The organism is Fibrobacter succinogenes, from assembly GCF_902779965.1.
In the GTDB taxonomy this organism is placed as follows: domain Bacteria; phylum Fibrobacterota; class Fibrobacteria; order Fibrobacterales; family Fibrobacteraceae; genus Fibrobacter; species Fibrobacter succinogenes_F.
This window is the reverse complement of record NZ_CACZDK010000016.1, coordinates 1-24,305: the sequence shown is the minus strand read 5'-3', so window position 1 is coordinate 24,305 and position 24,305 is coordinate 1. Positions and strand designations below refer to the sequence as shown.

Annotated in this window: 20 protein-coding genes and 1 pseudogene; 12 read left to right on the top strand and 9 right to left on the bottom strand. The window is 44.6% G+C overall.

Going from position 1 to position 24,305, the window contains the following annotated elements:
• Positions 1–225: 225 nt before the first annotated feature.
• From HUF13_RS08700 to dcm, 3 genes are read right to left on the bottom strand one after another with little or no spacing between them, the layout of a single operon-like run.
• On the bottom strand, positions 226–1,518 hold the full coding sequence (locus tag HUF13_RS08700) for an LlaJI family restriction endonuclease (protein ID WP_173474764.1): 1,293 nt from the start codon (positions 1,516–1,518) through the stop codon (positions 226–228).
• Positions 1,502–3,514 (bottom strand): AAA family ATPase, encoded by a 2,013-nt coding sequence (locus tag HUF13_RS08695; RefSeq protein WP_173474763.1) that lies wholly within the window; start codon positions 3,512–3,514, stop codon positions 1,502–1,504. Before HUF13_RS08695 ends, HUF13_RS08700 begins: the two co-directional genes overlap by 17 nt.
• A 1-nt stretch (position 3,515) precedes the next feature.
• Entirely contained in the window at positions 3,516–4,643 is a 1,128-nt protein-coding gene (gene dcm, locus HUF13_RS08690) for a DNA (cytosine-5-)-methyltransferase (protein ID WP_173474762.1), read from the bottom strand.
• Between the two features lie 164 nt (positions 4,644–4,807).
• Between dcm and HUF13_RS08685 the strand changes: the two genes are divergently transcribed.
• The 3 genes and pseudogenes from HUF13_RS08685 to HUF13_RS08675 form a co-directional block, all read left to right on the top strand.
• Positions 4,808–5,707: a PD-(D/E)XK nuclease family transposase gene (locus HUF13_RS08685; RefSeq protein WP_173474761.1), complete on the top strand. Its 900-nt coding sequence runs from the start codon at positions 4,808–4,810 to the stop codon at positions 5,705–5,707.
• A gap of 149 nt (positions 5,708–5,856) precedes the next feature.
• On the top strand, positions 5,857–8,796 hold the full coding sequence (locus HUF13_RS08680; RefSeq protein ID WP_173474760.1) for a DUF3427 domain-containing protein: 2,940 nt from the start codon (positions 5,857–5,859) through the stop codon (positions 8,794–8,796).
• A pseudogene (locus HUF13_RS08675) lies at positions 8,793–9,107 on the top strand ((deoxy)nucleoside triphosphate pyrophosphohydrolase); the annotation flags it as partial. The gene HUF13_RS08680 and the pseudogene HUF13_RS08675, both read left to right, overlap by 4 nt.
• On the opposite strand, the gene HUF13_RS08670 reads toward HUF13_RS08675, so the two are convergent.
• Together HUF13_RS08670 and HUF13_RS08665 are read right to left on the bottom strand one after the other, a co-directional pair.
• Positions 9,041–9,748, bottom strand: a complete 708-nt coding sequence (locus HUF13_RS08670; RefSeq protein ID WP_304038987.1) for a master DNA invertase Mpi family serine-type recombinase — start codon at positions 9,746–9,748, stop codon at positions 9,041–9,043. The pseudogene HUF13_RS08675 and the gene HUF13_RS08670 overlap by 67 nt on opposite strands.
• Before the next feature lie 128 nt (positions 9,749–9,876).
• Positions 9,877–10,179, bottom strand: a complete 303-nt coding sequence (locus HUF13_RS08665; RefSeq protein WP_173474758.1) for a hypothetical protein — start codon at positions 10,177–10,179, stop codon at positions 9,877–9,879.
• 548 nt (positions 10,180–10,727) lie between these two features.
• Between HUF13_RS08665 and HUF13_RS08660 the strand changes: the two genes are divergently transcribed.
• The 8 genes from HUF13_RS08660 (at position 10,728) to HUF13_RS08625 (ending at position 19,018) form a co-directional block, all read left to right on the top strand.
• Positions 10,728–11,105 (top strand): Hsp20/alpha crystallin family protein, encoded by a 378-nt coding sequence (locus HUF13_RS08660; protein WP_173474757.1) that lies wholly within the window; start codon positions 10,728–10,730, stop codon positions 11,103–11,105.
• A 551-nt stretch (positions 11,106–11,656) separates the two neighbouring features.
• On the top strand, positions 11,657–12,763 hold the full coding sequence (locus tag HUF13_RS08655) for a metal ABC transporter substrate-binding protein (RefSeq protein ID WP_173474756.1): 1,107 nt from the start codon (positions 11,657–11,659) through the stop codon (positions 12,761–12,763).
• Between the two features lie 50 nt (positions 12,764–12,813).
• Positions 12,814–13,464 carry a metal ABC transporter ATP-binding protein gene (locus HUF13_RS08650; RefSeq protein ID WP_173474755.1) on the top strand — a complete coding sequence of 217 codons (651 nt, stop codon included), beginning with the start codon at positions 12,814–12,816 and terminating at the stop codon, positions 13,462–13,464.
• Between the two features lie 69 nt (positions 13,465–13,533).
• Entirely contained in the window at positions 13,534–14,376 is an 843-nt protein-coding gene (locus tag HUF13_RS08645) for a metal ABC transporter permease (protein WP_173474754.1), read from the top strand.
• 1 nt (position 14,377) lies between these two features.
• On the top strand, positions 14,378–14,821 hold the full coding sequence (locus HUF13_RS08640) for a hypothetical protein (protein WP_173474753.1): 444 nt from the start codon (positions 14,378–14,380) through the stop codon (positions 14,819–14,821).
• A 380-nt stretch (positions 14,822–15,201) separates the two neighbouring features.
• A complete protein-coding gene (locus HUF13_RS08635; protein ID WP_173474752.1) occupies positions 15,202–15,705 on the top strand; it encodes a hypothetical protein in 504 nt (167 codons plus the stop codon).
• The gene (locus HUF13_RS08630) at positions 15,695–17,710 is read left to right on the top strand and encodes a TonB-dependent receptor domain-containing protein (protein ID WP_173474751.1); all 2,016 of its coding nucleotides are present in this window, start codon (positions 15,695–15,697) and stop codon (positions 17,708–17,710) included. The genes HUF13_RS08635 and HUF13_RS08630 overlap by 11 nt, the downstream gene beginning before the upstream one ends.
• A 402-nt stretch (positions 17,711–18,112) precedes the next feature.
• Positions 18,113–19,018 carry a DUF58 domain-containing protein gene (locus HUF13_RS08625; protein ID WP_173358074.1) on the top strand — a complete coding sequence of 302 codons (906 nt, stop codon included), beginning with the start codon at positions 18,113–18,115 and terminating at the stop codon, positions 19,016–19,018.
• Positions 19,019–19,177: 159 nt separating this feature from the next.
• On the opposite strand, the gene HUF13_RS08620 is transcribed toward HUF13_RS08625, so the two are convergent.
• The 4 genes from HUF13_RS08620 to HUF13_RS08605 are packed head-to-tail and all read right to left on the bottom strand — an operon-like array spanning position 19,178 to position 22,626.
• Positions 19,178–19,393 (bottom strand): hypothetical protein, encoded by a 216-nt coding sequence (locus tag HUF13_RS08620; protein ID WP_173474750.1) that lies wholly within the window; start codon positions 19,391–19,393, stop codon positions 19,178–19,180.
• 25 nt (positions 19,394–19,418) lie between these two features.
• A complete protein-coding gene (locus tag HUF13_RS08615) occupies positions 19,419–19,850 on the bottom strand; it encodes a hypothetical protein (protein ID WP_173474749.1) in 432 nt (143 codons plus the stop codon).
• 26 nt (positions 19,851–19,876) lie between these two features.
• Positions 19,877–21,901 (bottom strand): GTP-binding protein, encoded by a 2,025-nt coding sequence (locus HUF13_RS08610; RefSeq protein WP_173474748.1) that lies wholly within the window; start codon positions 21,899–21,901, stop codon positions 19,877–19,879.
• A gap of 26 nt (positions 21,902–21,927) precedes the next feature.
• Positions 21,928–22,626: an SIMPL domain-containing protein gene (locus HUF13_RS08605; protein WP_173474747.1), complete on the bottom strand. Its 699-nt coding sequence runs from the start codon at positions 22,624–22,626 to the stop codon at positions 21,928–21,930.
• 203 nt (positions 22,627–22,829) lie between these two features.
• Between HUF13_RS08605 and pgi the strand changes: the two genes are divergently transcribed.
• The coding region (gene pgi, locus HUF13_RS08600) for a glucose-6-phosphate isomerase (RefSeq protein WP_173474746.1) at positions 22,830–24,305 on the top strand (1,476 nt) is incomplete at its 3' end.

Genomic DNA, 24,305 nt, shown 5'->3' with positions numbered 1-24,305 from the left:
GCCTCCATGTGGTCACAATTTGTGACCGGTTGATGTTAGAGGCGTCCCCTTATCCCCAAATTAAGGAATAAAAAAACGCGATTCTCCATTTGACAGAGAATCACGTGCTGCATTAATGTACCTAAAATCAAAAATGTTGGCTAGGGGAGTAAGAAAATTTTACATAATGGAAAGGGTGTGTTAAATTCTATAAAGTAAATACTAATAGGCAAGCGATTTGCCAAACTAATTTCTACCTTCAATTTTTGCAGCGAGCTCTGCGATGTCTTTATCGGAATGACTAGGATGACGATGCATAATGGAGCGAACGTCTAGCAAAATACCATAGATTTTATGGTATGTTTTTGCTTCTGTATTTTTCCAATTGCAATCTGCATATCCAAAATTTTCTATTGGATATTTTGATCCATCGAATGTTGTTGCATATGGCAAAATGAATGCGTTGTAGATGTTGCCTTTGGGAATCTCCGGTTTTTGTTGACGCATTGCTTCTATAAATTCAGCGTAAGCAATTTGCTTAATGATTGAACCTGTTCCGGGCAATCTCTTGGACTCGCGATTTTCCCCATACTGATAGTATTTCGCGTCAAGAACGAAAATTTTCGCATCATCATTTGCGGATAACATTATCGTATCGGGGCGTAACGCAGTTCTTTTTGTTTCATCCCATTCAGCTTCATTTTCTTTATTACCGATATGCCAAGCACAATGCGGATAATATTTTTCTCTTTTTTCAATACCGAAAACTTGGTCAATCAGGCCTTCCCAAACATATTCGAAATCATTAGTTCCGAAACTTGCTTTACGATTATCATTCCGTTTGCCCATGTAGCAAACGATGTCAAGCATATTTCTGAAAAGCAGGATGTGTTTTTCATTGAATGTTCTTGAAATCTTATTTTTCAAGATGGCTGTGAACATCTTTGCGTTAAAAGGAATTGTTGGCTTTTCTGGTCGGAAATATCCGAACAAGCACCCAATTTTTTCGTAGCTTTCATAAACGCAATATTTGTGAATTTGCGTTATGATTTCATTTTCATTATTGTTCGATTTCTTCGTTATGAAATCAAGATAAACAACCGATTCGTTTGGATATTCGCCAGCAATTTGGGGTCGAAGCTGCTTTATTGTTCGTTGCCAGTTTATTTTACCGCTAGAAGCTCTTTTGTATGTCGTTTCGTTTTCAATGTAGTAACCGAAGTTTAGGAAATAATTGAAAACGTGAATGTAGGCATGAATTGGAAACTGGACTTCGTCTTCGTTTAATTGACGATTCTGGTCAACGCTTTTACTTTCTTTGGAATAGGCCGCAAGAACCGAAATGAGATTTAAAATATCTTTGCGGTATTCTTTTTCGTCATCTGTCGGCTTAGAATAGCCATAGGGGAAATACACCTTTAACGATCCGTTGTCATAACGGATTCCGACGAACTCATCGCTTTGTTTGCCTCCGTAGACACAAACTTCGCTAAGTTTCGGGCGTTCCTGTTTGGGAATGTATTTATCCGTTGCCGCCATTTTGAGTGGGATTATTTACCGAAGTGTCTACAGATTCGTCATTGCGAGCCGAAGGTGAAGCAATCTCTTGCTGCAACTTCTTAATAGAATCGTCTTCAAAAATTTTAAAACCGTCTGTTTTGAATTTTTTTGTTAAATCTTCTAGAGTCTTTATATCGCCAAAATGTTTTGAGCGATCAAATTTAAAAGCATCATCCCAAAGGTACTTGAGCACTTTTTCTGCAAAGGCTTCGTTGGTAATTTTGGGCGTTTCGCCTTCAGACGCATTGAGTTCTTTTTTAGGGGTAATGAACCATCCGCCGAGACGCTTATCCTCCATGCTAGACAAACCATTCTCTTCAGCAGACTGCATGATAATTTTGTTTATCTCATCACGGAATACACCCCATTTGACATTTGTATTTCCGATGATCTCATCATACTGTTTTGTCGTGTCTGCAGCAGGATCGTCATGAGCCAAATCGTTAGATATCTGCTTCATTTCCCAACGGCGCTGGAACGCATTATCGAGCGTAAATACATTCTGGTCGCTTGTGTTCATTGTTGCGTAGATGGAGAGGTTAGGTGGAAGACGGATTGCAGTATTGGCAGAAAAATGGAGATGCTTGTTTTCTGTTGTAAAGCCATTTTCTTGCCTTTTTCTCCATGTGACACATTCTTTTTCTGATATAATATCTACTGTTTTATAAAGTTTTGGGTTTGAATCTCCTGCGCAACCTACCGTTTTTGAACAGTGGTCAGGTTTTTCTTGAGAAATTACAACCTGATTCCGAATATACGCGTTAACATCCTGATTATCAACCCCATAAGAACTCCATCCTTTTCCATAAATGTTTTCTGAAGATACTTCGTCAGGATTCTCATCTACATCAAGTCTGTCCAATAATTGGAACATGTCACCAAATATGGCAGCCGAATTACCGCGATTTATTTCTTCGATAACCAAATGAAATTCTTCATCTGGATTAAGGTAAGCACGTCGAATTATTTCTGTAAACGGCCCCGGTTTAAACTTGTATTCAACCATTGAGCGACCATCCGCATTTACACTGACTTCAGGTAAAATTTGACCCACAAAATCAGCGTTGCTGTATTCTGGATGAAATACAGTTCGTATTTTATTGTAATCAGGAACGGTTTTCAGTTTCTTCTTTATTTCATAACTTTTTCCACTACCAGGAACACCATAGTAGATGATTTGAGTGGGCATGAAATGGAATGATGCCGAATTTTGAGCCACATCTAAATCACCTTCAACAAATTCTATTGTTTCTCGATTTTCAACAGGCTGATTAAAATTATTCGAACAATACCATTTTACAACAGAACCATCTTCAAGAGCCCTATTAAAAACACTCCGTCCTTTACTAATTTCTGCCACAACAGATGCATCAATACCAGCTTTTCTCAGAATACTAGTTATAATATTCGTGTGAGCATCTAAATATTGAGCATACTTAAATCCAAAATACTGAGCCCCCCGAGAATTTTGTCGTTCCTCTATCAATTTAGAGGCTAGATTATCAACAATTTGTTCCTCATTTAAACCAGCAAATGAATGTTCATTAAAAAGAGGATAATGCAAAACATTTTTTAAACACTGAATGTTTATTTCACGAATCGTTTTTTCAATCGACTCTTTAGTTAACGGGAAATAGCCTTCCGTATACCCTAGCTCATTTGCCCAAGAGACAAATTTATTAACCGTTTCGAAATAAGGCCTAGTCTGTACACCACACAAAGATTTCGCATGATTGTCCGTAAAAAAACGATCAGACCCCATTCTCCATGCACTTTCGTCATACGAAGCAGGGAATGCATCTAAGTTATCTCTAATATTTTCAAGAGACGAAATAAAACTTTCCAACGTAATGTGGAACTCTTTTGCATTGCCTCGTCGACCACTATTAGCAAGGCTTATACACAAAGCTGGAGAAACAATATTGAGAGGATAACTACTATTAAGTCGATGCAAGAAAACTTCTAATTGTTCCATTTTATTCCTCCAACAATTGTCTTTTAATTTCTTTCGCCAAGGTCCTAATCACAGGAACCGCGACACTATTGCCAAACTGATGATAAGCCTCTTTATTTGAGACCACTATTCTCATGGTAGGCAATTTATTCTTATTGTTTTGGTTATTTGCCGCTTGCGGGTCCTTCCAACCATTGCCGACAATCTTATACCCTTGCAAACGACCCGCTTCAACAGGTGTTAGTTTTCGGGGATTTTTGCCTTTTTGTGATTGATCAATTAAAATTTCACTACCATCTTTCCAATAACGGGCCGATATGGTGCTACAATAGGTTGCGTCTTCTTTGAACAGAGAATAGCCAAATCCCTTTCCGTTTGCACGATTTCGCTCTTTTCGAAGTTGATGACCAATCCACATTTTGTCGCTGATAGTCATCTTTTCCGGAATAGACGAATCCGGTTCAAGAATATCGGATATCTTCGTTGAAATCGCGTTTTGAAGAAAGTCTTTTTCAAAGATTGATTTTAAATTCTTATCTAAGCCAAGAGGGAACTTAAAATCGTCAGAAGAACATTGATTTTTATCCCAACAAACAAAAAACAATCTTTCTCTATTTTGCGGAACACCAAAATATTTGGCATTCAAAACCATTGTACGAACTTCATATTTTAGGTCTTCTTGCAAGACTCGCAATAACGTTTCAAGAGTTTTCCCGTGATCATGGTTCTTTAAGCCTTTTACATTTTCGAGAAAAAGTACTTTCGGCTTTTTTCCGATTTTTATTTTATGGTCAACAATAGCCGCGATATTAAAAAAAAGTGTTCCACGAGTATCTTCAAAACCTTTACGCTTTCCCGCAATTGAAAAGGCTTGACAAGGAAAACCTCCACACAAAACGTCAAAATCAGGAACTTTTTCCAACTCAACATCATTTATATCTGCATTAAAAAACTTGTATTTTCCATCTTCATCTTTTTCAAAAAGATCCGGTTCAATAACCTTGTAATTTTCTTCGTATGTTATGCGAGCATTTTTATCCCATTCGCTAGCAAAGACGCATTTTCCGCCAACAGAATGCATCGCTGTGTGAAATCCACCAATTCCTGCAAATAAATCGATAAATGTAAATGCGGGCTTTTCGTGTCCCATTTAAACGTTCGTTTAAACGGAACACATCTTTTTTTTGCAAAAAAAGATAAGGCTTGTTGACAAGAGAAATCAGTTTGTTTATATTAAATAATGCACGCATGTGCATTTGTATTTAAACTTAACGCCTCGCAGTTTTTTGCTTGTCCGCGAGGAAGGAGATAAAGATGAATAAGACGCAATATCGTCTGATGGCGCAAGACGTTAAAGAGAACAGGGCCAATCTCGCCAAATACCGAAAAATCTTCAAATACGCCTATCCGTTCGGAGACAAGGTCTTTAAACGCTTGATGATAAATCAAGTTAAACCAGAACGTTTTATAGTTTTTTTGAACGCTATGATGGGACTGGAAGGAAACCGGCGCATAAAGGAATTCTCTTTCCGCATACAGGAAATGCCTGCGTTACCATCACAAAAGAAACCCATATTCGACATAGTTGGAACAAATCAAGCTGGAGAACCGGTTTTGGTTGAGGTCCAACAGAATGCAAGTCAGCTTTTTATCGATCGACTTTTCTATTATGTATCCCGAGCCATCTCTACGCTGGTTCCTGAAGGCAGCCGCTATAGGCTCCCCCATGTGTATGTACTGTCCATTTTGACAGAAGACTTATTCGATAATGAACCGAATACTTATTTTCACCACGTCAACCTTTCGAAAAACGGTCGTCCTTTCTATGACAAATTTGACGGATTCCTTGTCGAAGTGGACAAGTTCTGCAAGATAGATGCTCGTCTGCCCTTGCTAAATCGTGAACAGAGCGAACGGGCCGATATGCTCCGCTTTTTTAATGAACTTATGGAAGATCCACAGTATTTGCAAAACGATCTATACGCTAAGTTCATAAAAGATGTATCTTTAGAAAAGATTGAAGACGAACTGCTTCTTAGGGAGGTAGACGAGATGACCGACGTCAAATACGAAAAGGAAAGCTCTTTTTTGGATGGAATGGACGCCAAGGCTCGCGAAATGGCAAGAAAGATGCTTGCCAAAAACAAACCAATTGAAGAAATCGTTGAGTTTACAGGTCTATCTGAATTGGAGATTTTAGAAATAAAGGGATAAAAGCTCACCAATTCTCAATTAATTTTTCATAAAAACCGGTTCTATGTGACCGGTTTTTCTTTTTCCGATGAAAAGATTGTCACAAGAATGACAATATTTTTATTTATTTTTGTGTTCAAAGAAAAGGAACGTTTTCCCTATACATTTTTATGCCTGTTAATAAATTCGTCCAAAACGGAAGCACTAAAAATCTATTCAACTATATTGTCAATAATCTTGAGAACTGTTCCGAGTTCAAAATCTGCGTCGCATTTATTACCTACGGTGGCTTGCAAGTTTTAATCGACACACTCGAACTTTTAAAAAGCAAAAATATTCCCGGACAAATACTAACAACGACCTACAAAGAAATGACTACTCCCGAAGTCATGGAACGTCTGGCGAGTTTTGACAATATTCAACTAAAAATTTTCGTTCCACCCACAAAAGACGAAGGTTTTCACGCCAAAGGTTATTTATTTAAGAATCCTACAGACAACGAAAACTGGTCGATTATCATCGGCTCTACCAATATTACCGGAAGGGCAATGAAGACTAATGTTGAATGGAATGTTCTTCACACGGATTCACAAGCTGATAAAAAGAGCGATTTCACAGAAAATGTACTGAGGGAATTCAACAACTTATGGAATAGTCCCTACGCCAAAGATTATTCATATGACTTTTTAAATGCCTACAGAGATTACCTTGAACAGATAAAAAACACCATCAGTGCAAAACATATTGAAAACATCTTTTCATATGACGATGTTGTAATAACGCCCAACGAAATGCAGAACGAAGCTATAGTAAAGCTTGCGCAACTTCGAGACACTGGAGCACAAAAGGCACTTGCAATCGCAGCAACCGGAAGCGGAAAGACATACATGTCCGTTTTCGATTCGGTTCAGTTCAAGCCCAACCGTTTGCTTTTTATCGTACATCGAGAAGATATTCTAAATAAGGCAAAGGATTCATTTAAAAAGATATATTCGTCAATCGATAGTTCAATTACATTCGGTTCCTTCACAGGAAATTTCGATGAACGAGAGTGCAAATTCGTTTTTGCAACAAGAGATAAGCTCTCTCGACATTATACGGAATTCAACCCGGATGAATTCGACTACATCGTTCTCGATGAAGCTCATCACGCTGCTAGTCCTCAATACGAAAATATTTTAAAGTATTTCAAGCCCAAATTTTTATTGGGCTTAACGGCAACTCCCGAAAGAACTGATGGTCAAGACATCTATTCGATATTCGATAACAATATTGCCATCGAAATAAGACTTAGGCAAGCTCTACAATATGACCTTATATGCCCATTCCACTATTTCGGCCTAAAAGATGCTGACGGCATTGACTATTCTCAAATAACAGCTGCGCCCGGAACAAAAGAATATATTCAACAGATTTCAAACATGTTGATGATAGAAAGGCGCGTTGACCATATCATCTCCAAACTCAAACTTTACGGACACGATGGACGAAAGGCTAAAGTTCTCGGTTTCTGCGCTTCCGTCGAACATGCGCAATATATGGCAAGAGAATTCAACAAGCGGCTTTCTGCTAACGAAGTAGACATTGCCGTAGCCCTTTCTGGAAACGACAGCATTCCGACTCGTGAGAATTATGCAAAACGTTTAGAAGACGAAAATGATGTTCTTCAATACATATTCACCGTTGACATATTCAACGAAGGTATCGATATTCCATCTGTTAATACGGTCTTAATGCTCAGACCTACAGATTCAAGCATTATTTTCCTACAGCAATTAGGACGTGGTTTGAGAAAACTCCCTGAAAAAGAATTCGTCACCGTCCTAGACTTCATTGGAAACTACAAGAACTCCTTCTTAATGGCAATCGCTCTATATGGAAGCCCCAATATTGATCGCGACACGTTAAAAGTTCAAGTTGAAAATGATTTTGGCGAATTACCTAATGGGACCTATATTCATCTTGACAGAATAACGAAGGAACAAATATTATCGCAACTCGAAGTGGAACGTTTCATGTCCATGAAATACATGAAGGAATCTTACGATGCATTCAAGAATTTGAATTGCAGCGGTAAAATTCCCATGCTGGTAGACTATCTCAAACAAGATGGGGCTGTTGATCCTGTACGTTTTACCCAGTTCAATTCAAAGTATAAAACATACATGGAATTTGTCGCTCATGTAGAAAAAGACTCTCATCCGGAGTTGTCTCTTGCTCTAGATAATATTGTTTTTAGTTCAGCAATGCGGCTTTTTAGTTTCTATTGTCCTGCTAAAAGAGCCGAAGAATGGATTATCCTGAAAACAATTTTAGATCATCCAGATTTTGAGGCTTCTTTTGATGACACCATTGCAGCCGCTCCTAAATATTTAGCCACAATTCATCGTGACAGATTTCTTCATTCTGCAGAAGTGTTGTCTGGGAAATATTTTGATAGCGCTGAAATAAAAAAATATGGCAATTCATTACTAACATTTAACAACAATACAATCAGCTTTAATGATGCACTTAAAACATATCTAAAAGCAGACGAGCAATCGCTTTCATGGATAATCGACCTAGTTCAATACAGCCTTCTGCGATATCAGCGAGAGTTTTCATCATTTGACTCAGAATTACCCTTCTTAAAACTTTATCATGAGTATTCCATGAGAGACATCGCATTATTATGCGGCTATAAAAAAATGCATTCATCATTCAGAGGCAATGGAGTGATATCCAGTGATGCCCCTAATTATTATATTTTTGTAAATCTGCATAAAGGCGCAAACATAAAAGAAGCAATCAATTACAAAGATAAGTTTATTTCTCCAGAACTATTCCAATGGGAATCCCCCAATGACACATCACAAACATCTCCTTTAGGACTAAACATCATCGAAAGTCTAGAAAAAAACAATCATCTTCATTTATTTGTTCGTAAATTTGAAGAAGTTGAAGACGTTACACAACCGTTTGTCTATCTTGGAGAAGTTTATCCACTTAAAGATACAATAAAAAATAACAAACCCATTATGATGATATTTGGCCTTTATAATCGTGTTCCCGATAATATTTATCTCGATTTCACAACAGTTGTAAAGGCAGAAAAGGATTTTAAGTCATGAAACACATCGAAGTAGTAGCAGGCATTATCAAAGATGGTGATAAAATATTCGCAACCCAGCGCGGGTATGGCGAATTCAAGGACGGCTGGGAATTTCCGGGAGGCAAAATGGAACCCGGCGAAACTCCGCAGCAAGCGCTCGCCCGTGAATTGAAAGAAGAACTCGCTATCGATGTAAACGTCAGCGACTTTCTCTGCACCGTGGATTACGACTATCCCTCTTTTCATTTAACAATGCACTGTTTTTATTGCTCGGTGATTGGTGGCGAGTTGACTTTGTTGGAGCATGAGGCGTCTAAATGGTTGAAGATGACGGAACTGCATTCTGTCAACTGGTTGCCAGCTGATGTCGATGTCGTAGCTGCGTTAGAAAGAAATCTGTAAAGCGTTCCGCGCGCGATATGCAGGTTCTTGGCGATGTCACTCTTGGGCATGCCACGAGAAAGCATTTCGCGAATCCATTCGCGTTTCTTTTCGCATTGCGGATTCGGTATAAGTGATTTTCCTTTTGGTCGCCCGAGAGTTACGCCTTCCGCCTTTTTGCGGGCCAGCGCCTCTTTGGTGCGCTGGCTTATGAGGTTTCGTTCGATTTCAGCGGAGAGTCCAAATGCAAATGCAAGAACTTTACTTTGAATATCATCGCCAAGGCGGTAGCCATCTTTGATTGTCCATACGCGACATTCCTTGTTCATGCAGATATTCAAGATTTCCATAATCATGAATAGGCTGCGTCCGAGGCGCGAAAGCTCTGCGCAAATAATTAAATCGCCTTTCCGAACTTTTTTCAGGAGGCGTCCGAGCCCGCGTTTCGTGTAGCTCTTTGTTCCGCTGATTGTTTCTTCAATCCAACCGTTCACTTGCAAATTTTGTTGTTGTGCAAAACGCTTTATTTCAAAGCGCTGATTTTCAACTGTTTGTCTGTCGGTGCTTACACGGATATAACCGTAAACCATTTTCTGTGGAGAATTTCATATATTAAGCGATATATAAAAAAGCCAGCGGGAAAAAGCCTTTGGCCATATAAAAACAGGCAACAAAAAGTAACCTATACGCGCTTGCGTACATGAAGGAATATACATAATCATTCCTCCAAAAGCACTATAACCTCTCCTTCGTTGTAATCCTTGCCAAATGCTTGCCGGTAACACGATTCCAACGCCGTTTTCGCATTTGCATATTCCTTGAACAAAATCATCCCACTATCCAAACATTTCATGTCAAGTTCACCATCGATGTCAATGCATTCCGGTCTGAATGTAGACCAAAGACAATAATCGACAAATCCTTTTTGGATGTCTTCTTGCTGCAAATTGTCTCCCGTGCCCGCCTGAATTTTCAGGAAGACTTGCTTGCTCTTAATCCATGAAAGTGATGCGTTGAACATGTTATTTTTCCCTGTAAGGGAATTTAATTTCACCGATTTCAAGATGCAATAGCCTGAGCTTTCAGCATTTTTCGCATTTCCTGAGGCAAAAGCGGGGCGTTGCGGGGCCGGCGTCTGAGGCCCCACAGAGGGGGTGACGGAAGACTTGCCCTAAAGGGAGGTGCCCGGTCAAGCCGGGCATGACAGAGGGGCAAGGCTGCAGGCAGGGGGATTCCTCCCCCCCCATTTCAAATTGATCCACCGGATGTTTCACGCGCGAAACACTGACCGTCACTTTCTGAAATACCAGTCTCGCCTGCGACGTTCCTAGCGCATTTTCCAGTCTCTCCCGTACACTTTTCCGCCGCGTCATCCTACAAAAATCTCGTTTTTTCATCAAATTTCGCCATTTCCGGGGCATTTTTGGCGCATTCATCGACAATCCGAAAAAAATTTTTCCGCGAGACCCGCAAAAACGAAAAAGTTGGCACGGCTTTAGCTTAAGGTAGGGTGTAAAACAAAAGGGCCAACGGTAAACGCCGAGCCCGCAACAAAAAGAGGTTAAAATTATGATGAACACACAGATTCTTCCGAACGCTTTCTATGGTATCCAGAATTTCATTGACAGCTTGAACGCAGCAAACGCACAGGGCGAATGCACTTACACGCCGAAGGCTGACTACTACGAAACCGAAGGCGGCTTTGCTCTCGAAGTTGAACTGCCGGGCGTCAAGAAAGAAGATATGGACATCCAAGTTGAAAAGAATATTTTGACTGTCAAGGCCACCCGCGCCCGCAAGGACGAAAAGTTCACTTACGAACGCAGCTTCCGCTTGGCAGACGATATCGACACAGACAACATCAAAGTCTCCTTGGAAAACGGTATCTTAAAATTCGATCTTGCCAAGAAAGCTCAGGCCGCAGCCCGCAAAATCACGATTGCCTAACCGGCAATCGGGCTAACGCCTAACATTGAAACTTTTTCATACAACTCCTCCTTAGAACAACAAAAGGGTTCCCGACGTCTGCTGGGAGCCCTTTTTGATTGCCAAAGATTATCTTTTTTACTATCTTTCAAATTGAGAATTATTCTCAATTTGATTTTATTTGAGAGATAGCGTGTTTCATTTGCTAGACAAGTTAATGGTCACTTTGGCGTTGCTCTACACGGAGCACCGTATCGACCATCATTGCCATGGCGAGCATTGCCATACTTGTCACCACATACACCACTGTCTCGACCTGATTTCGGAATTTTGCTTTGAACTCGTCGAAGCCCCGATAGAGCTCGTTTGCCGTTGTTTTCTTTTTAAACTTGTTCGTTTCGCAGTCGTTGTTCTGCGGCCGATTACGCTCGTTTCACAAAAAATCCTTTTATTGAATTAAACCAATCTTCTCTAGATTGTCATGTCACCCTGGAGCAAGGCGAGATGCCGCAGCGATAGGGTCTATAATTTCAATAGTACATCATTCAAAAAAAATTTTAAAAGGATTAAAAATGAAAAAGATTTCATTTTGTGGTTTGGCGTTCGCTCTTTTCGTAACGCTCAGTTCCCTCGTTGCTTGCAACAGTTCCGAAAAAATGCCAGAACAAAGCAAGCTTTCCATCGTCACAACAATTTATCCGGAATACGCATGGGTTAAGGAAATTCTTGGCACACGCGCCGATTCCGTAGACCTCACGCTCCTCATCAAGAACGGCGTGGATTTGCATAGTTACAAGCCCACAGCACAAGACATCGCAAAGATTGCAAGTGCAAATATGGTCGTTTATGTGGGTGGCGAATCTGACGAATGGATCAAGGATGCGCTCGAAGCTTCTCCGAAAAATGACCGCGCCGAGATTAATTTGATGGCAGCCCTCGGTGACCGTGTCAAGGCAGAAGAAGTTGTCGAAGGCATGCAAAATACCGAGACGAAAGACGAGAGACGAGAGACGAAAGAGGAACACCACCATCATGACGAGCACAAGGAGCACGCTGACGCTTCGACAAGCTCAACGACTTTGGAACATCATAATGAACACGCCGAACACCACCATCATCACGATAACGAAGAAGAAATTGAAAACGATGAACATGTTTGGCTTTCGCTGAAGAACGCCGAAATCTTGGTGCAGAAAATCGCCGAAGAACTTTCCAAAATCGACGCAACCCACGCATCCGCCTACAAACAAAACGCCGCCGCATACATCGCAAAGATTAAATCACTCGATACAGAATACCGCGCAGCTATTGAAAGCGCAGCCCGCAAGACAATTCTTTTCGGAGACCGTTTTCCTTTTCGTTATTTGGTGGACGATTATGGCATTAAGTATTACGCCGCGTTTGTGGGCTGTTCCGCCGAAAGCGAAGCGAGCTTTGAGACGATTGCATTCCTTGCGGGGAAGATGGATTCTCTATCGTTGCCGGCCATTTTCACCATCGAAAAAGGGAACCAGAAAATCGCCCGCGCCATCCTCGACGCAAGCAAAAGCTCAAAGGCAGCGCAAGTTCTTACCATCAATTCGATGCAATCGGTAACAGAACAGCAAATCGCCGAAGGCTTTAGCTACTTGTCAATTATGAAGTCGAATCTTGAAGTTCTGAAACAAGCAATTAAGTAATTGTTTAAGTAAAATGGAGATGTCCGGCTAAATCGGGCATGACAAGCTGAATGAGTAACAATAAACCTCTTATTAAATGTCACCAGCTTACGCTCGGTTACGGGAACAAAAACATCGTCAACAGTTTCGATTACGAAATCAACGCAGGCGATTACCTTTGCATCATCGGTAGAAACGGTTGCGGAAAGACAACATTCTTGCGCGGGCTTGCAGGTGTATTGCGCCCCAAAGCCGGCAAAATCGAACTTCGCGATAATTTACAGCGAAAACAAATTGGTTACTTGCCGCAAATTACGGTTACGCAAAAGGACTTCCCAGCTTCTGTCGAAGAAATCGTGCTTTCGGCATTCCAGGGCAAAAGTCTGCTGCTCCCATTTTACGGTCGCGCCCTCCGGGAGCGCGCCAGCGAATGTCTGGCGCTCACCCGAACCGAAAACTTGCGGAAAGCGTGTTTCCGCGAGCTTTCGGGTGGCCAAAAGCAACGCGTGCTTTTGGCGAGGGCGCTCTGCGCCGCCGAACGCATGTTGCTGCTAGACGAGCCCGTTACCGGCCTTGATCCCGAATCTTCGCAAAACATGTACAACATCATCAAAGAACTTCACGAGCAAAAGAAAATGACAATCGTGATGGTCACGCACGACGTAGAAGCATCAACAAAGTACGCCACAAGAATACTCAATTTCAACGAAATAATGCAATAACGAAGATGCCCTCCCCATTCGCGGATCACGCTCACAACAACCTTCCTACCGCCCACTTCCTACTAACTCATGCTCGACCAACTTCTCTTCTATCTTGATTTTCCATTCGTACGTTACGCAATTATCGTCGGTACGCTTATATCGCTATGTTCATCGCTCTTGGGAGTAACGCTTGTTCTCAAGCGCTATTCTTACATTGGCGATGGTCTTTCGCATGTGGCATTCGGAGCGCTAGCAATTGCGTCCATTCTCAAAGTCACAAACAATATGTTCGTCATTTTGCCTGTAACCATCGCGGTTGCGGTACTGCTCCTTTGCGGTGGAAAAGACGCCCGAATCAAAGGGGACGCCGCCATTGCAATGGTTTCGGCAGGGGCTCTCGCCATCGGCTACTTGCTAATGAACATTTTTTCGGCTTCAGCAAATGTCGCAGGCGATGTCTGCACAACGCTTTTCGGCTCGATGTCCATACTTACGCTCAAGCCGACAGACGTTTATCTTTGCGTAGGCCTTTCAATAGTTGTCCTTGTAGCATTTGTGCTTTTTTACCATAAAATTTTTGCTATCACCTTTGACGAAAATTTTGCACGCGCTACAGGCGTGAATGTCAATTTATTCAACTTGCTCATTGCCATTATCATCGCCGTCATCATCGTACTCGCCATGAATCTTGTCGGCGCACTTTTGGTCTCTGCATTGGTCGTATTTCCGGCACTTTCTGCCATGCGCGTTTTCAAGAGTTTTTTCACAGTGACCGTTGCAGCAGCCGTCATTTCGGTAGTTTGCTCCCTCGCTGGAATTCTCGTTGCCATTTTGGCCGGAACACCCGTCGGTTCTACAATCGTTGCTATGGATATCGTTGCATTTTTGATTTGTTATATCACAAATTTTATTCGTAGCAGGAGAATTTAACTTGTATAAAACATTTTCTAGAATTACAATCATTGCAATTCTTTGCTTACTTTCACAAATCAACGCAAACGTCACAACAGACAGCACTTCTGCAAACCGCGTTGACATCGATCTTTCCCGAATGAGCGCTACTATGGTCTATTCCATGGTTTATCAAATGGTGACCGAGCCCAAAAAATTCATCGGAAAGCGAATCAAGATGAAAGGTTCTTTTTCCAGCTACTACGACGAAGCTGTAGACAGACGCTTTTTCGGTTGTGTCATCAAAGACGCTCTTGCCTGTTGTTCACAAGGATTAGCTTTTGAAACATTCAAACCACGCAAGTATCCCAAAGATTTTCCAAGAGAAGGATCTCCAATTACAATCATAGGGAGATTTGATTACGAAAAAGAAGAAGACGGAATTGGATTTCCGATTATAAGAAACGCCATTTTTATCGAATAAAAAATGATTCGTCTATCACACATGCGCAAATTCATCATCGTGCTTATCGCGGCATGCCTTTTGGCGGTTGCCCAACACCATCATGATGATTTCGAGGAGCACGAAGACTGCCCCGTTTGCACACTGATTCACGATGGATACAATTTAGACGATTTCATCCCTGTCGCAACAGTATTTTGGATTCTGCTATTTATTCTACAAGTGCAGTACGCCTCGCAAAATCCATTTACATTTGCTCTTCATTATAATCCACGCGGCCCTCCCTGCAACCAGAAATAACTGAATTCTTCGGCGTTTCACGTCTCAGAATGACGAAACGCTCATTCCAAACAATGTTCACAAACGTTAATAACAAAATAATTAAAATTGAAGGATTTATAATGAAAAAAATTCAATTCCTGGCACTTGCCATTTTCGCACTCATATTCGCTGCTTGCGGCGACAGCAATTCTACCTCCACCGAACAGCACGAACATTTCGAAGTCGAAGGCTGGAGACTCTATTCTGCTGAATGGGACACGCTCTACAGCGTTTACCGCGGCAAAGAAGATTCCAAGCTCCCGGGCCTCAAAGTCAACGCCAACTGCATGAGCGCACATATTCACGTGAAATTCCTCGACGAGAACAACAAGGAAATCGCAGGCCCGAGCGATGACGAACATTCTCTCGGTTGGGATGTTGGCGATAGCAAAATTCTCGACATTCATTTTGAAGGCGGTTGGGGATTCCATCTCAAGGGACTCAAAGAAGGTGAAACGAAATTGGTTCTCAAGGTCAAGCACCACGACCACGCCGATGCAAAAACTCCTGAAATCAAAGTTGTCGTAGACAAGGCTTTGGACGCTGACAAGTGCCCGTTCCAGGAAGACGAAGATGAAGACTAGCCTTTTTAGGGCTGCTACGGGGAGCCTCCTTTTAGGAGGCTTCCTTCATTTTTCTTTCGCCCAAGAATTTATTCAAGATTTAGGCAACTCGACCATCGAAGCCGAAAAATCTACCGAAACCATTTTAGACGGTTTGCGTAAAGACGATGAATTGCAAGCCGAAAAACTCGATCGCAAAATTTCTACAACCATCGCAGAAACCATCAAGAACGAGCCCGATATCGCCCTCCGCTCCATGGGTCCAGCCGCTGCAAGGCCCGTCATCAAAGGGCTTTCCGGCAGTCACGTCACGCTCACCGAAGACGGTTCCTTTTGCGGAGACATGAGCGCTACATCGCCCGATCACGCCGTTGCATCCGAAGTCTTAACGGCTCATAAATTACGCATTGTCCGCGGGCCACAAATTTTAAGCCATTCCTTCGCTGCCGCAGGTGGAGTCATTCAAGTCGAGCACAACGACATTCCTTTTGAAAATTCAGACGTTCGCGATTCATCGCATCTCGACTCCATCCGCAACATACAAATTCACGGCTACATCGCAGACTATGCCGAAACAGGGCAACCGGGATTCGCTACAGTTTTAGGCGCCAACGTCAACATCCACAGGCTATCGCTTAAAAGCGAAGTTTCCGCCCGCAACATGAGCGACATGGAAACATCCAAGGGCACCCTCAAAAACACGGAAATTGAAAACAGAAGCATCGCCATCGGAGCCGCTTACAGCTTTGAGCGCTTTAAGCTTGGAGCCTCCTTCCGCTCCTTCAATTCCAATTACGGCATCCCCGGCGGATTCATCGGTGGGCACCCTAACGGCGTTGACATCGACCTTTTCAAACGCGACTTGACGTTGCAAGGAATGTATATTCCAGCAACACGCCCCGACACACTCAACGTCATCTTCCGACTCAATCAGTACCACCACACGGAATACGAGACTAAGGAATACGTCGGCGCAGAATTTGCCGTTAATCAAGCAAACATGCGCATTGAAAAATTCATCGCTCAAAGCGGTCCGTTTTTCGGAATCCACTTCGGTGGAGAATTCGACATCCGTTCCGTCGAAATGGGCGGCTACGTTTTTACACCGCCAACAAATTCCTACGCAGCATCGTTATTTTCCATCGCTAGCTTGAACGGATGGCGAGACGGCCTAGAAATAACTTTGTCCGCACGACTCGGTGGCGCATTTTTCAAACCGCAAGAAAGCATTGTCGCCGACAAAGGCGCCATCGAAGACCGCAACTTTGCACTATGGGCCATCGCTGTCGAATTTTCGCAACGCGTCGCCCCCGGCAAATTTCTGACACTTGATGTTTTCCGCACCACACGCGCCCCGACCATCGAAGAACTCTACAACCAAGGTCCGCATCTCGCAGCATACACCTACGAACGCGGCAACCACAAGCTCGATGCCGAAAACGGTTACGGCGCAGAACTCGAATTTCGCGATTACGGCGAAATCATCAATTGGCGAGCCGCCGTTCACAGCACATGGTTCCTGAACCACCTCGCCCCTCGCGCCACCGGCGACACAAACTGGTCGCAAATTTTACCAATTTATCAAGTCAGCGGCGACGAAGCTTTACTCATAGGAGGAAGCGCCTCCATCGAACTCCCTGCCGAACAAGGATTCTACGCACAAGCAGGTGCAAGCTATGTCTGCGGATTTTACCAGAACGAAAACTGGAGTGACATGCCACAAATTCCGCCATTCAAATTCCATGGCGAAATCGCTTACCTCTGGACACATGTCCGCGCAGGCATCAACACGGAATTCGCCCTTGCACAAAACCGCGTAGACCGCTATGAACAACGTACGCCCGGCTACACCACATTCGGCGTTTCCCTCGAATTCCATTGGGCGCTCACGCTCGCGCACTACAGCATCGTCCTCCGCGGTGACAACTTGTTCAACGCCGACGTACGCAACCACCTTTCACGCCTCAAATCCGTGATGCCCGAAAAAGGCAGAAACATAAGTTTCCTCGCCAAAGCGGAGTTCTAAAAAAGAAAAATTCAAAATTTTGCCATTTTTTACGTAAAAAAACAGGATAAAGCCCTGTTATTTACGTAATTTTGCAGACAAATGAAGCAAATTTTCTAAAAAAGGCAATTACACGCATACCATTCCTCCCATTTCGCGCGCATCGAGTCTCCAATTTCAACATATTCCGCACTTAAACAACATAAAAATTCACTCAAACGAGAGAAATAGTACATACAAAGTAAAAATCTTACGTAAGAAATTCAAATTTCGAGCATTTTTTACGTAAAAATCGCTCTTTTTTCAATTTCAGCATTTTTCACAAGACAAAACAAACCGCCTCGAATCGCACAGCAATCCATCGCACATGGTCTCTTCTGCGCAATATTTGTATATTCTTTAGCGTAAAAAAGAAGAATTACGATGGCCGATAAAGAATTACTCGATAAAGAAGTTTTAAAGACCGTAAGCCGCATTGAACTTTCCGTACGCGGCACGCTCGACACCGTGATGACCGGAGCATACCATAGCTCCTTCAAAGGCAACGGTATGGAATTCAGCGAAGTCCGTGAATACATGCCCGGCGATGACGTGCGTACGATTGACTGGAACGTGACCGCCCGAACCGGCACGCCTTACGTCAAAAAGTTCATCGAAGAACGCGAAATGACCATGCTCCTCATGGTCGACGCTTCAAGCAGTTCCGAATTTGGTTCTGGCAAGCAAATGAAAGGCGAAGTCATGGCAACGCTCACGGCTCTCCTCGCATTCGCCGCCATCAAGAACAACGACAAGGTCGGCCTCCTCATTTACACCGACCAAGTCGAACTTTTCATCCCGCCCGAGAAAGGCCGCAAGCACGTGTTGCGCCTCATCCGCGAAATTCTCTACTTCAAGCCGCAGCACCACGGCACCAACACACAGGTTGCCCTAGAATATGCCGGCAAGATTCTGAACCGCCGCGCCGTAGTCGTCGTGATGAGTGACTTCTTGGATGAAGGTTTCGAAAACGCTTTCAAGATTCTCCGCAAGCGCCACGACGTTCTCGCCGTGTCCGTCGTTGATCCGCGCGAAATGGAACTTCCGTCCGCAGGCCTCGTAGAACTCGAAGACCCCGAAACCGGCGAGACGCTTTTGATCGACACCGGAGATGCCGCCTTCCGCGAAGCATTCGCCCGCGAAGCCAAACGTCAAGGCAAAGCGACCAAGGAACTCTTCCAGCGCATGTCGATTGACTTTGTTCGCATCGAGACTCACGACGACTTCAAGGAAACCGTCGCCCCGCTCATCGAACACTTCCGCCGCCGCGCGAAAGCCGCAAGAATGTAAAGTAGGCTTGGGGTATGGGGTCGGGCTTCGCCCTCTGAGGTTGTGAGCATAAGTATCCAGCCATCATCCTGAGAGGCAAAGCCTCCAGTTAAACTTGTCACCCCGGACTTGTTCTGGGGCGGAATCTCTTTTTTTGCAATAAACTTCTACATAATTACTTTAAAACATCAGTTGCATCAACAAGCCGCCACCTGAATTTTGCGGATCAATTAAGGGATTTATTTTCAATTCCCAACGGCGTTTTTGTTTTCCATATTCTTCCGCCAAACCGCGTTGCATTCGTGCATCTTTTTGTACATCACCACGAATTGCACTAACAATAGATTTCCCTAGAAAATACAATCCACTCACAAGAAAGCTTACGCCAAAACTCATCCCAATGCCCCTAGTCACGTCCCCTTCATAAGGATAAAATGTCAGGAATCCGCCCAAGCCCCCCTATTCCTAACAAGATTAGCGCCCTTTTTAAATTGGGATAACTTCGCTCTGTGCTATCTGCAATTTGTTCGCAATTCTTTTGCCATTGTTCATAAGTTTTCGTACTATCAGGCAAAGGTTCTGTGCCAAAGACATCGGCATACAACTGGCTTGGCAGAGACGTCTTCGAAATAGCATCCGATTTTTCTTCATAAAACCAAGTGGCACACCCTTTTTCAACAACAATGTACTCGCCTCTATAAGGACCGCCAAAATACACATCGTCAAAATAGATTGTATCTTTCGTAGCTCCATTAAAAGGCACGCCAACATCAATAGGTGCGCTAAGTGCAAAGCAAGACGTCGCACAAAAAAAGCTGATTATCAAGAGCAGAAAAAATTTCACAACCGCCATCAATCCCCCAACACTTTGAAAGGCAACTAAACCGTTGCCGCTCTATACCCGAGCAGTTTCATGCTATAAAGCGCGGTGCCCTTGCTGATGCTGCGAACACCCGTAGCATATCCGAAAATCTTTCGCAGAGGTACATCGGCTTTCAAGAAGTGCGTTTTGCCATCGCCTTCGATTTCTTTCACCTTGCCTTCACGTGCTTGGATATCGCCCGTCACAAGGCCTGCGAAATTCACCGGGCATTCGAGCGAAAGTTCCATCACAGGTTCATACAACTGAACGTCCGCAGGTTTCACGAGCTTCGCCACCGCATCCGCACAGCACTTCTTGATCATCGGCGGAAGCGCCCCTTCCGTCCATTCAAAGCGATGGACTTCAAAACGCACGCCCACAAGCGGGCCCTTGCCGAGCACGCCAACTTCAGTCGATTCCAAAAGCGCCGAGCGCACACCTGCCAAAATTTCACGCGGAGCACTTTCCATGAACTCCGCAGACAAACGAATATCGTGAGCATCACCCTCTAGCGGAGATGCCGAAATGCTGATGGACATTTTATGCGGCCCAATCTGGAACGTATTTTCAGCAGGTCCTACAGCACGGCACAAGCGTTCTTGCCAACGAACTTCGGGGCTCCCGGCACGCACTTCGCAACCAAATTCACGCTTGAGGCGGGCAAGCAAAACATCGAGCTGCACCTCGCCCACGGTATGCAAATACCAAAATCCGCCATCGTCCTTTTGCACACGGAAACTCGGATCCATTCGTGCAAGCACCGAGAGGCTGCGTTCCACATGGGCATAATCTTCCGTCCGTACGCATTCCACACGCGTCTGCAAAAGTGGCAAATAATTTTCGCTGATCGACGGCGCGGCATTCCCATTCGGCGCGGCACTTCCAACAGCGTTAGAGATTGCTTCGCCTTCGGCTCGCAATGACGTTCCCGCCGCATCTCGCCCCGCACTCTCGCCTCTCTCGTCTAAATAAATCACCTGTCCGAGTTCCGTTTCAAACGGCGAGACCATCGCATAAATATCGCCTGCACGGATTTCATCCACAGGCAAAAGCATATTCGCCTTGAGCCTTGAAAATTCAAAACCCGCCGGCCAATCGCGACGCAACAAATCCACGTGACTGCGGAACAGCGAAATCTCGCCCACACCACGGAAATGCCTCAGGCGCACCACCTGTCCTAATTCATTTTCGTCAAACATCGGGACTTCCGGCAAAAAGAACGAAAGTGCCGTCACAAGGCTACGAATGCCAAATCCTTCGAGCGCAGAGCCCGCATAGCAAATCACATATTCATCACTTGCCGCAAGAGCCTTGAGCCCGCGCAAAAGCATCTTCGGCGGAACCGGCTTATTGTCTAACGCAAGCGATAAAATTTCATCGTCAAAGTTGCTTGCAAATTCCACTGCCTCGTCATAATACTTTTTCAAAAGCGCACGCTCTTCCGCCGCACCCGCATCCGATTCCCAGCCGTCATCGAGAACTTCTGCACCCGACTCCGAATGCACCAAGCGGCTCTGGCTCAGCACATCAAGCATCGCGCACATCTTGCCATTTTTAAACTGCGGCACAGACATGAGCACCGGACGCACGCCAAGCGTTTCTTCAATGTTGATGAGCGTTTCGTCCAGCGAATAATCGGGATTGTCAAGTTTGTTTACAAACAAAATCGTACGCACGCGGGACTCACGCAACTTGCGGAAAGAAGCTACCGTCTGCGTTTCGACGCCGCTTGCAGCACTCACCACAAGCACAGCGCCTTCCACAGCCGTAAGCGCCATATCGACCTCGGCACCAAAGTCGACATGCCCCGGCGTATCGATAAAATTGAACCAAGTATTTTTCCACTCGAAATGCGCCACGCCACTTTCAATCGTGATACCGCGTTCCTTTTCTTCAGGCATGTAGTCCATCGTGGCTAAGCCATCTTCCACGCGCCCAGGGCGGTGAATCTCGCCCGCCGCAAAAAGGATTCTCTCAGAAAGTGTCGTCTTGCCCGCATCAACGTGGGCCAAAATGGCAATATTTCGAATAGGCTGCTTCATAGCCCAAAATTACATTTTTTGCGATTCTAGTCTTCCAAGAAGTACTGAACGCTCGTAACCACGCGAACATTCTTGATGTACGGCGTATTTTCGTCACGATCGCTAATAGAGAATTGCCCCTGCGATGCCGTCTTGATTTTTCCGAGTTTACTATCGGAATCCGAAGCAAATTTTTCACCAGCAGCACGAGCGTTCTTGTTCGCCTCGTCAATCATCGCAGGCTTGATTTCGTTCAAAGCGTTAAAGCTATAAATTTTGCGGTAACGATAATCATCGCCAGAGAATGCAATGCCTTGCTTGAGAAGGTCTCCCTGCTTGCCCATAATCTCACGGACGCGGTCTACATTCTTCGAAGCAACAGTTGTTACCACGGTTGCAATGTAGCGGAACGGACGTCTGTTATCGCCATAACGTTCACCCTGAACATCTTCAATTTCCGGAGAAGACCAACTGATTTCAGATTTTTCGATTCCATTGCCTTGCAAAAACTTCGCAAGCGTCGCATTTTTGGCTTGCACAGCATCATAAATCGCAGAAAGGTCATTCCCAACTTCTTTGTATACAATCGGCCAAATCACAAAATCCGCCTTAACCTCGCGTTCAGAAAGGCCCTTGACCGACACGACTCGCTCACGATCTTTCGTATGCATCATGGCACAATAGAGGAACGCCCCAAGACCGAGAATGGCAATTGCTAGCACTATAGCTTCTTTTAATCTAGACATTTATTACTCCTTCGCCGCATAACACCCACGGCAATAAGATTAATATACAATCTTGAGTAGTTCCAGATAATTGGACAATAATCAATAGCCGCAAACATCCTACATTTTTTAATCTTTACCCTTCCTACTTCCTACTTCCTACTTCCTACTTTTCTAAATTAAAGGCCGTAACAAAAACCCGCGTGTGCGGAAAGGATTAATCTATGTCTAAACTGACTGATTCTAAGGAATGGAAGGCTCTCGAAGCCCATGCTGAAGTCGCTAAGACTTGGCAGATGAAGGAACTCTTCGCAAAGGACCCGACTCGCGCTGACAAGTTCAGCGTCGAAGCTTGCGGACTCTTCCTCGACTACTCCAAGAATATCATCACCGACGAAACCATGGCCAAGCTCCAGGACCTCCTGAAGTCTGCTGGCTTCGAAGACATGCGCGCCAAGTACTTCGCTGGCGAAAAGATTAACACCACCGAAAAGCGCGCCGTGCTCCACACTGCACTCCGCTACAAGGGTAACGATCCGATTTGCGTCGATGGCAAGGACGTGATGCCCGAAGTTCGCGCCGTGCTCAAGCACATGGAAGAATTCACGAAGCTCGTGCGTACCGGCAAGTGGAAGGGCCACACCGGCAAGTCCATCAAGTACGTTGTGAACATCGGTATCGGCGGTTCCGACCTCGGTCCGGTGATGGTGACTGAAGCCCTCAAGCCGTATGCAGAAAAGCCGGCTGCTGGCGAATACTCTCCGGAAGTCTACTTTGTTTCTAACATCGACGGCACCCACATGGCCGAAACCCTCAAGAAGGTGAACATCGAAGAAACGCTCTTCATCGTTGCTTCCAAGACCTTCACCACTCTTGAAACCATGACGAACGCCGAAACTGCTAAGGCTGCAGTTCTCAAGGCTTTCAATGGCGACGAAAAGTCCATTGCCAAACACTTCGTGGCACTTTCCACCAACACCGAAGCCGTTTCTGCCTTCGGTATCGACACTGCTAACATGTTCGAATTCTGGAACTGGGTGGGCGGCCGTTACTCCCTGTGGTCTGCCATCGGTCTTTCCATTGCTCTCCGCATCGGTTTCGACAACTACATGAAGCTCCACCAGGGCGCTTACGAAATGGATCAGCATTTCAAGACCGCTCCGGTCGACAAGAACTTGCCTGTTATCCTCGCCCTCATCGGCGTGTGGTACAACAACTTCTTCGGCGCTTCCAGCTACGCCATGCTCCCGTACGACCAGTACCTGCACCGCCTCGCCGCCTACTTCCAGCAGGCCGACATGGAATCCAACGGCAAGACCGTTGACCGCGATTCCAAGCGCGTGAACTACCAGACGGGTCCGATCCTCTGGGGCGAACCGGGTACGAATGGCCAGCACGCCTTCTACCAGCTGATCCACCAGGGCACCAAGATGATTCCTTGCGACTTCATCGCCCCGGCAAACAGCCACAACAAGGTCGGCGACCATCACCAGAAGCTCCTTTCCAACTTCTTTGCACAGCCGGAAGCTTTGATGAACGGCAAGACCCTCGCCCAGGCTCAGGAAGAACTCCGCAAGGATGGCAAGAGCGAAGAAGAAATTGCATTCCTCGCCCCGCACAAGGTGTTCGAAGGCAACAAGCCGACCAACTCCATCATGATGGACTACGTTTCTCCGGAAACGCTCGGCGCCCTCATCGCC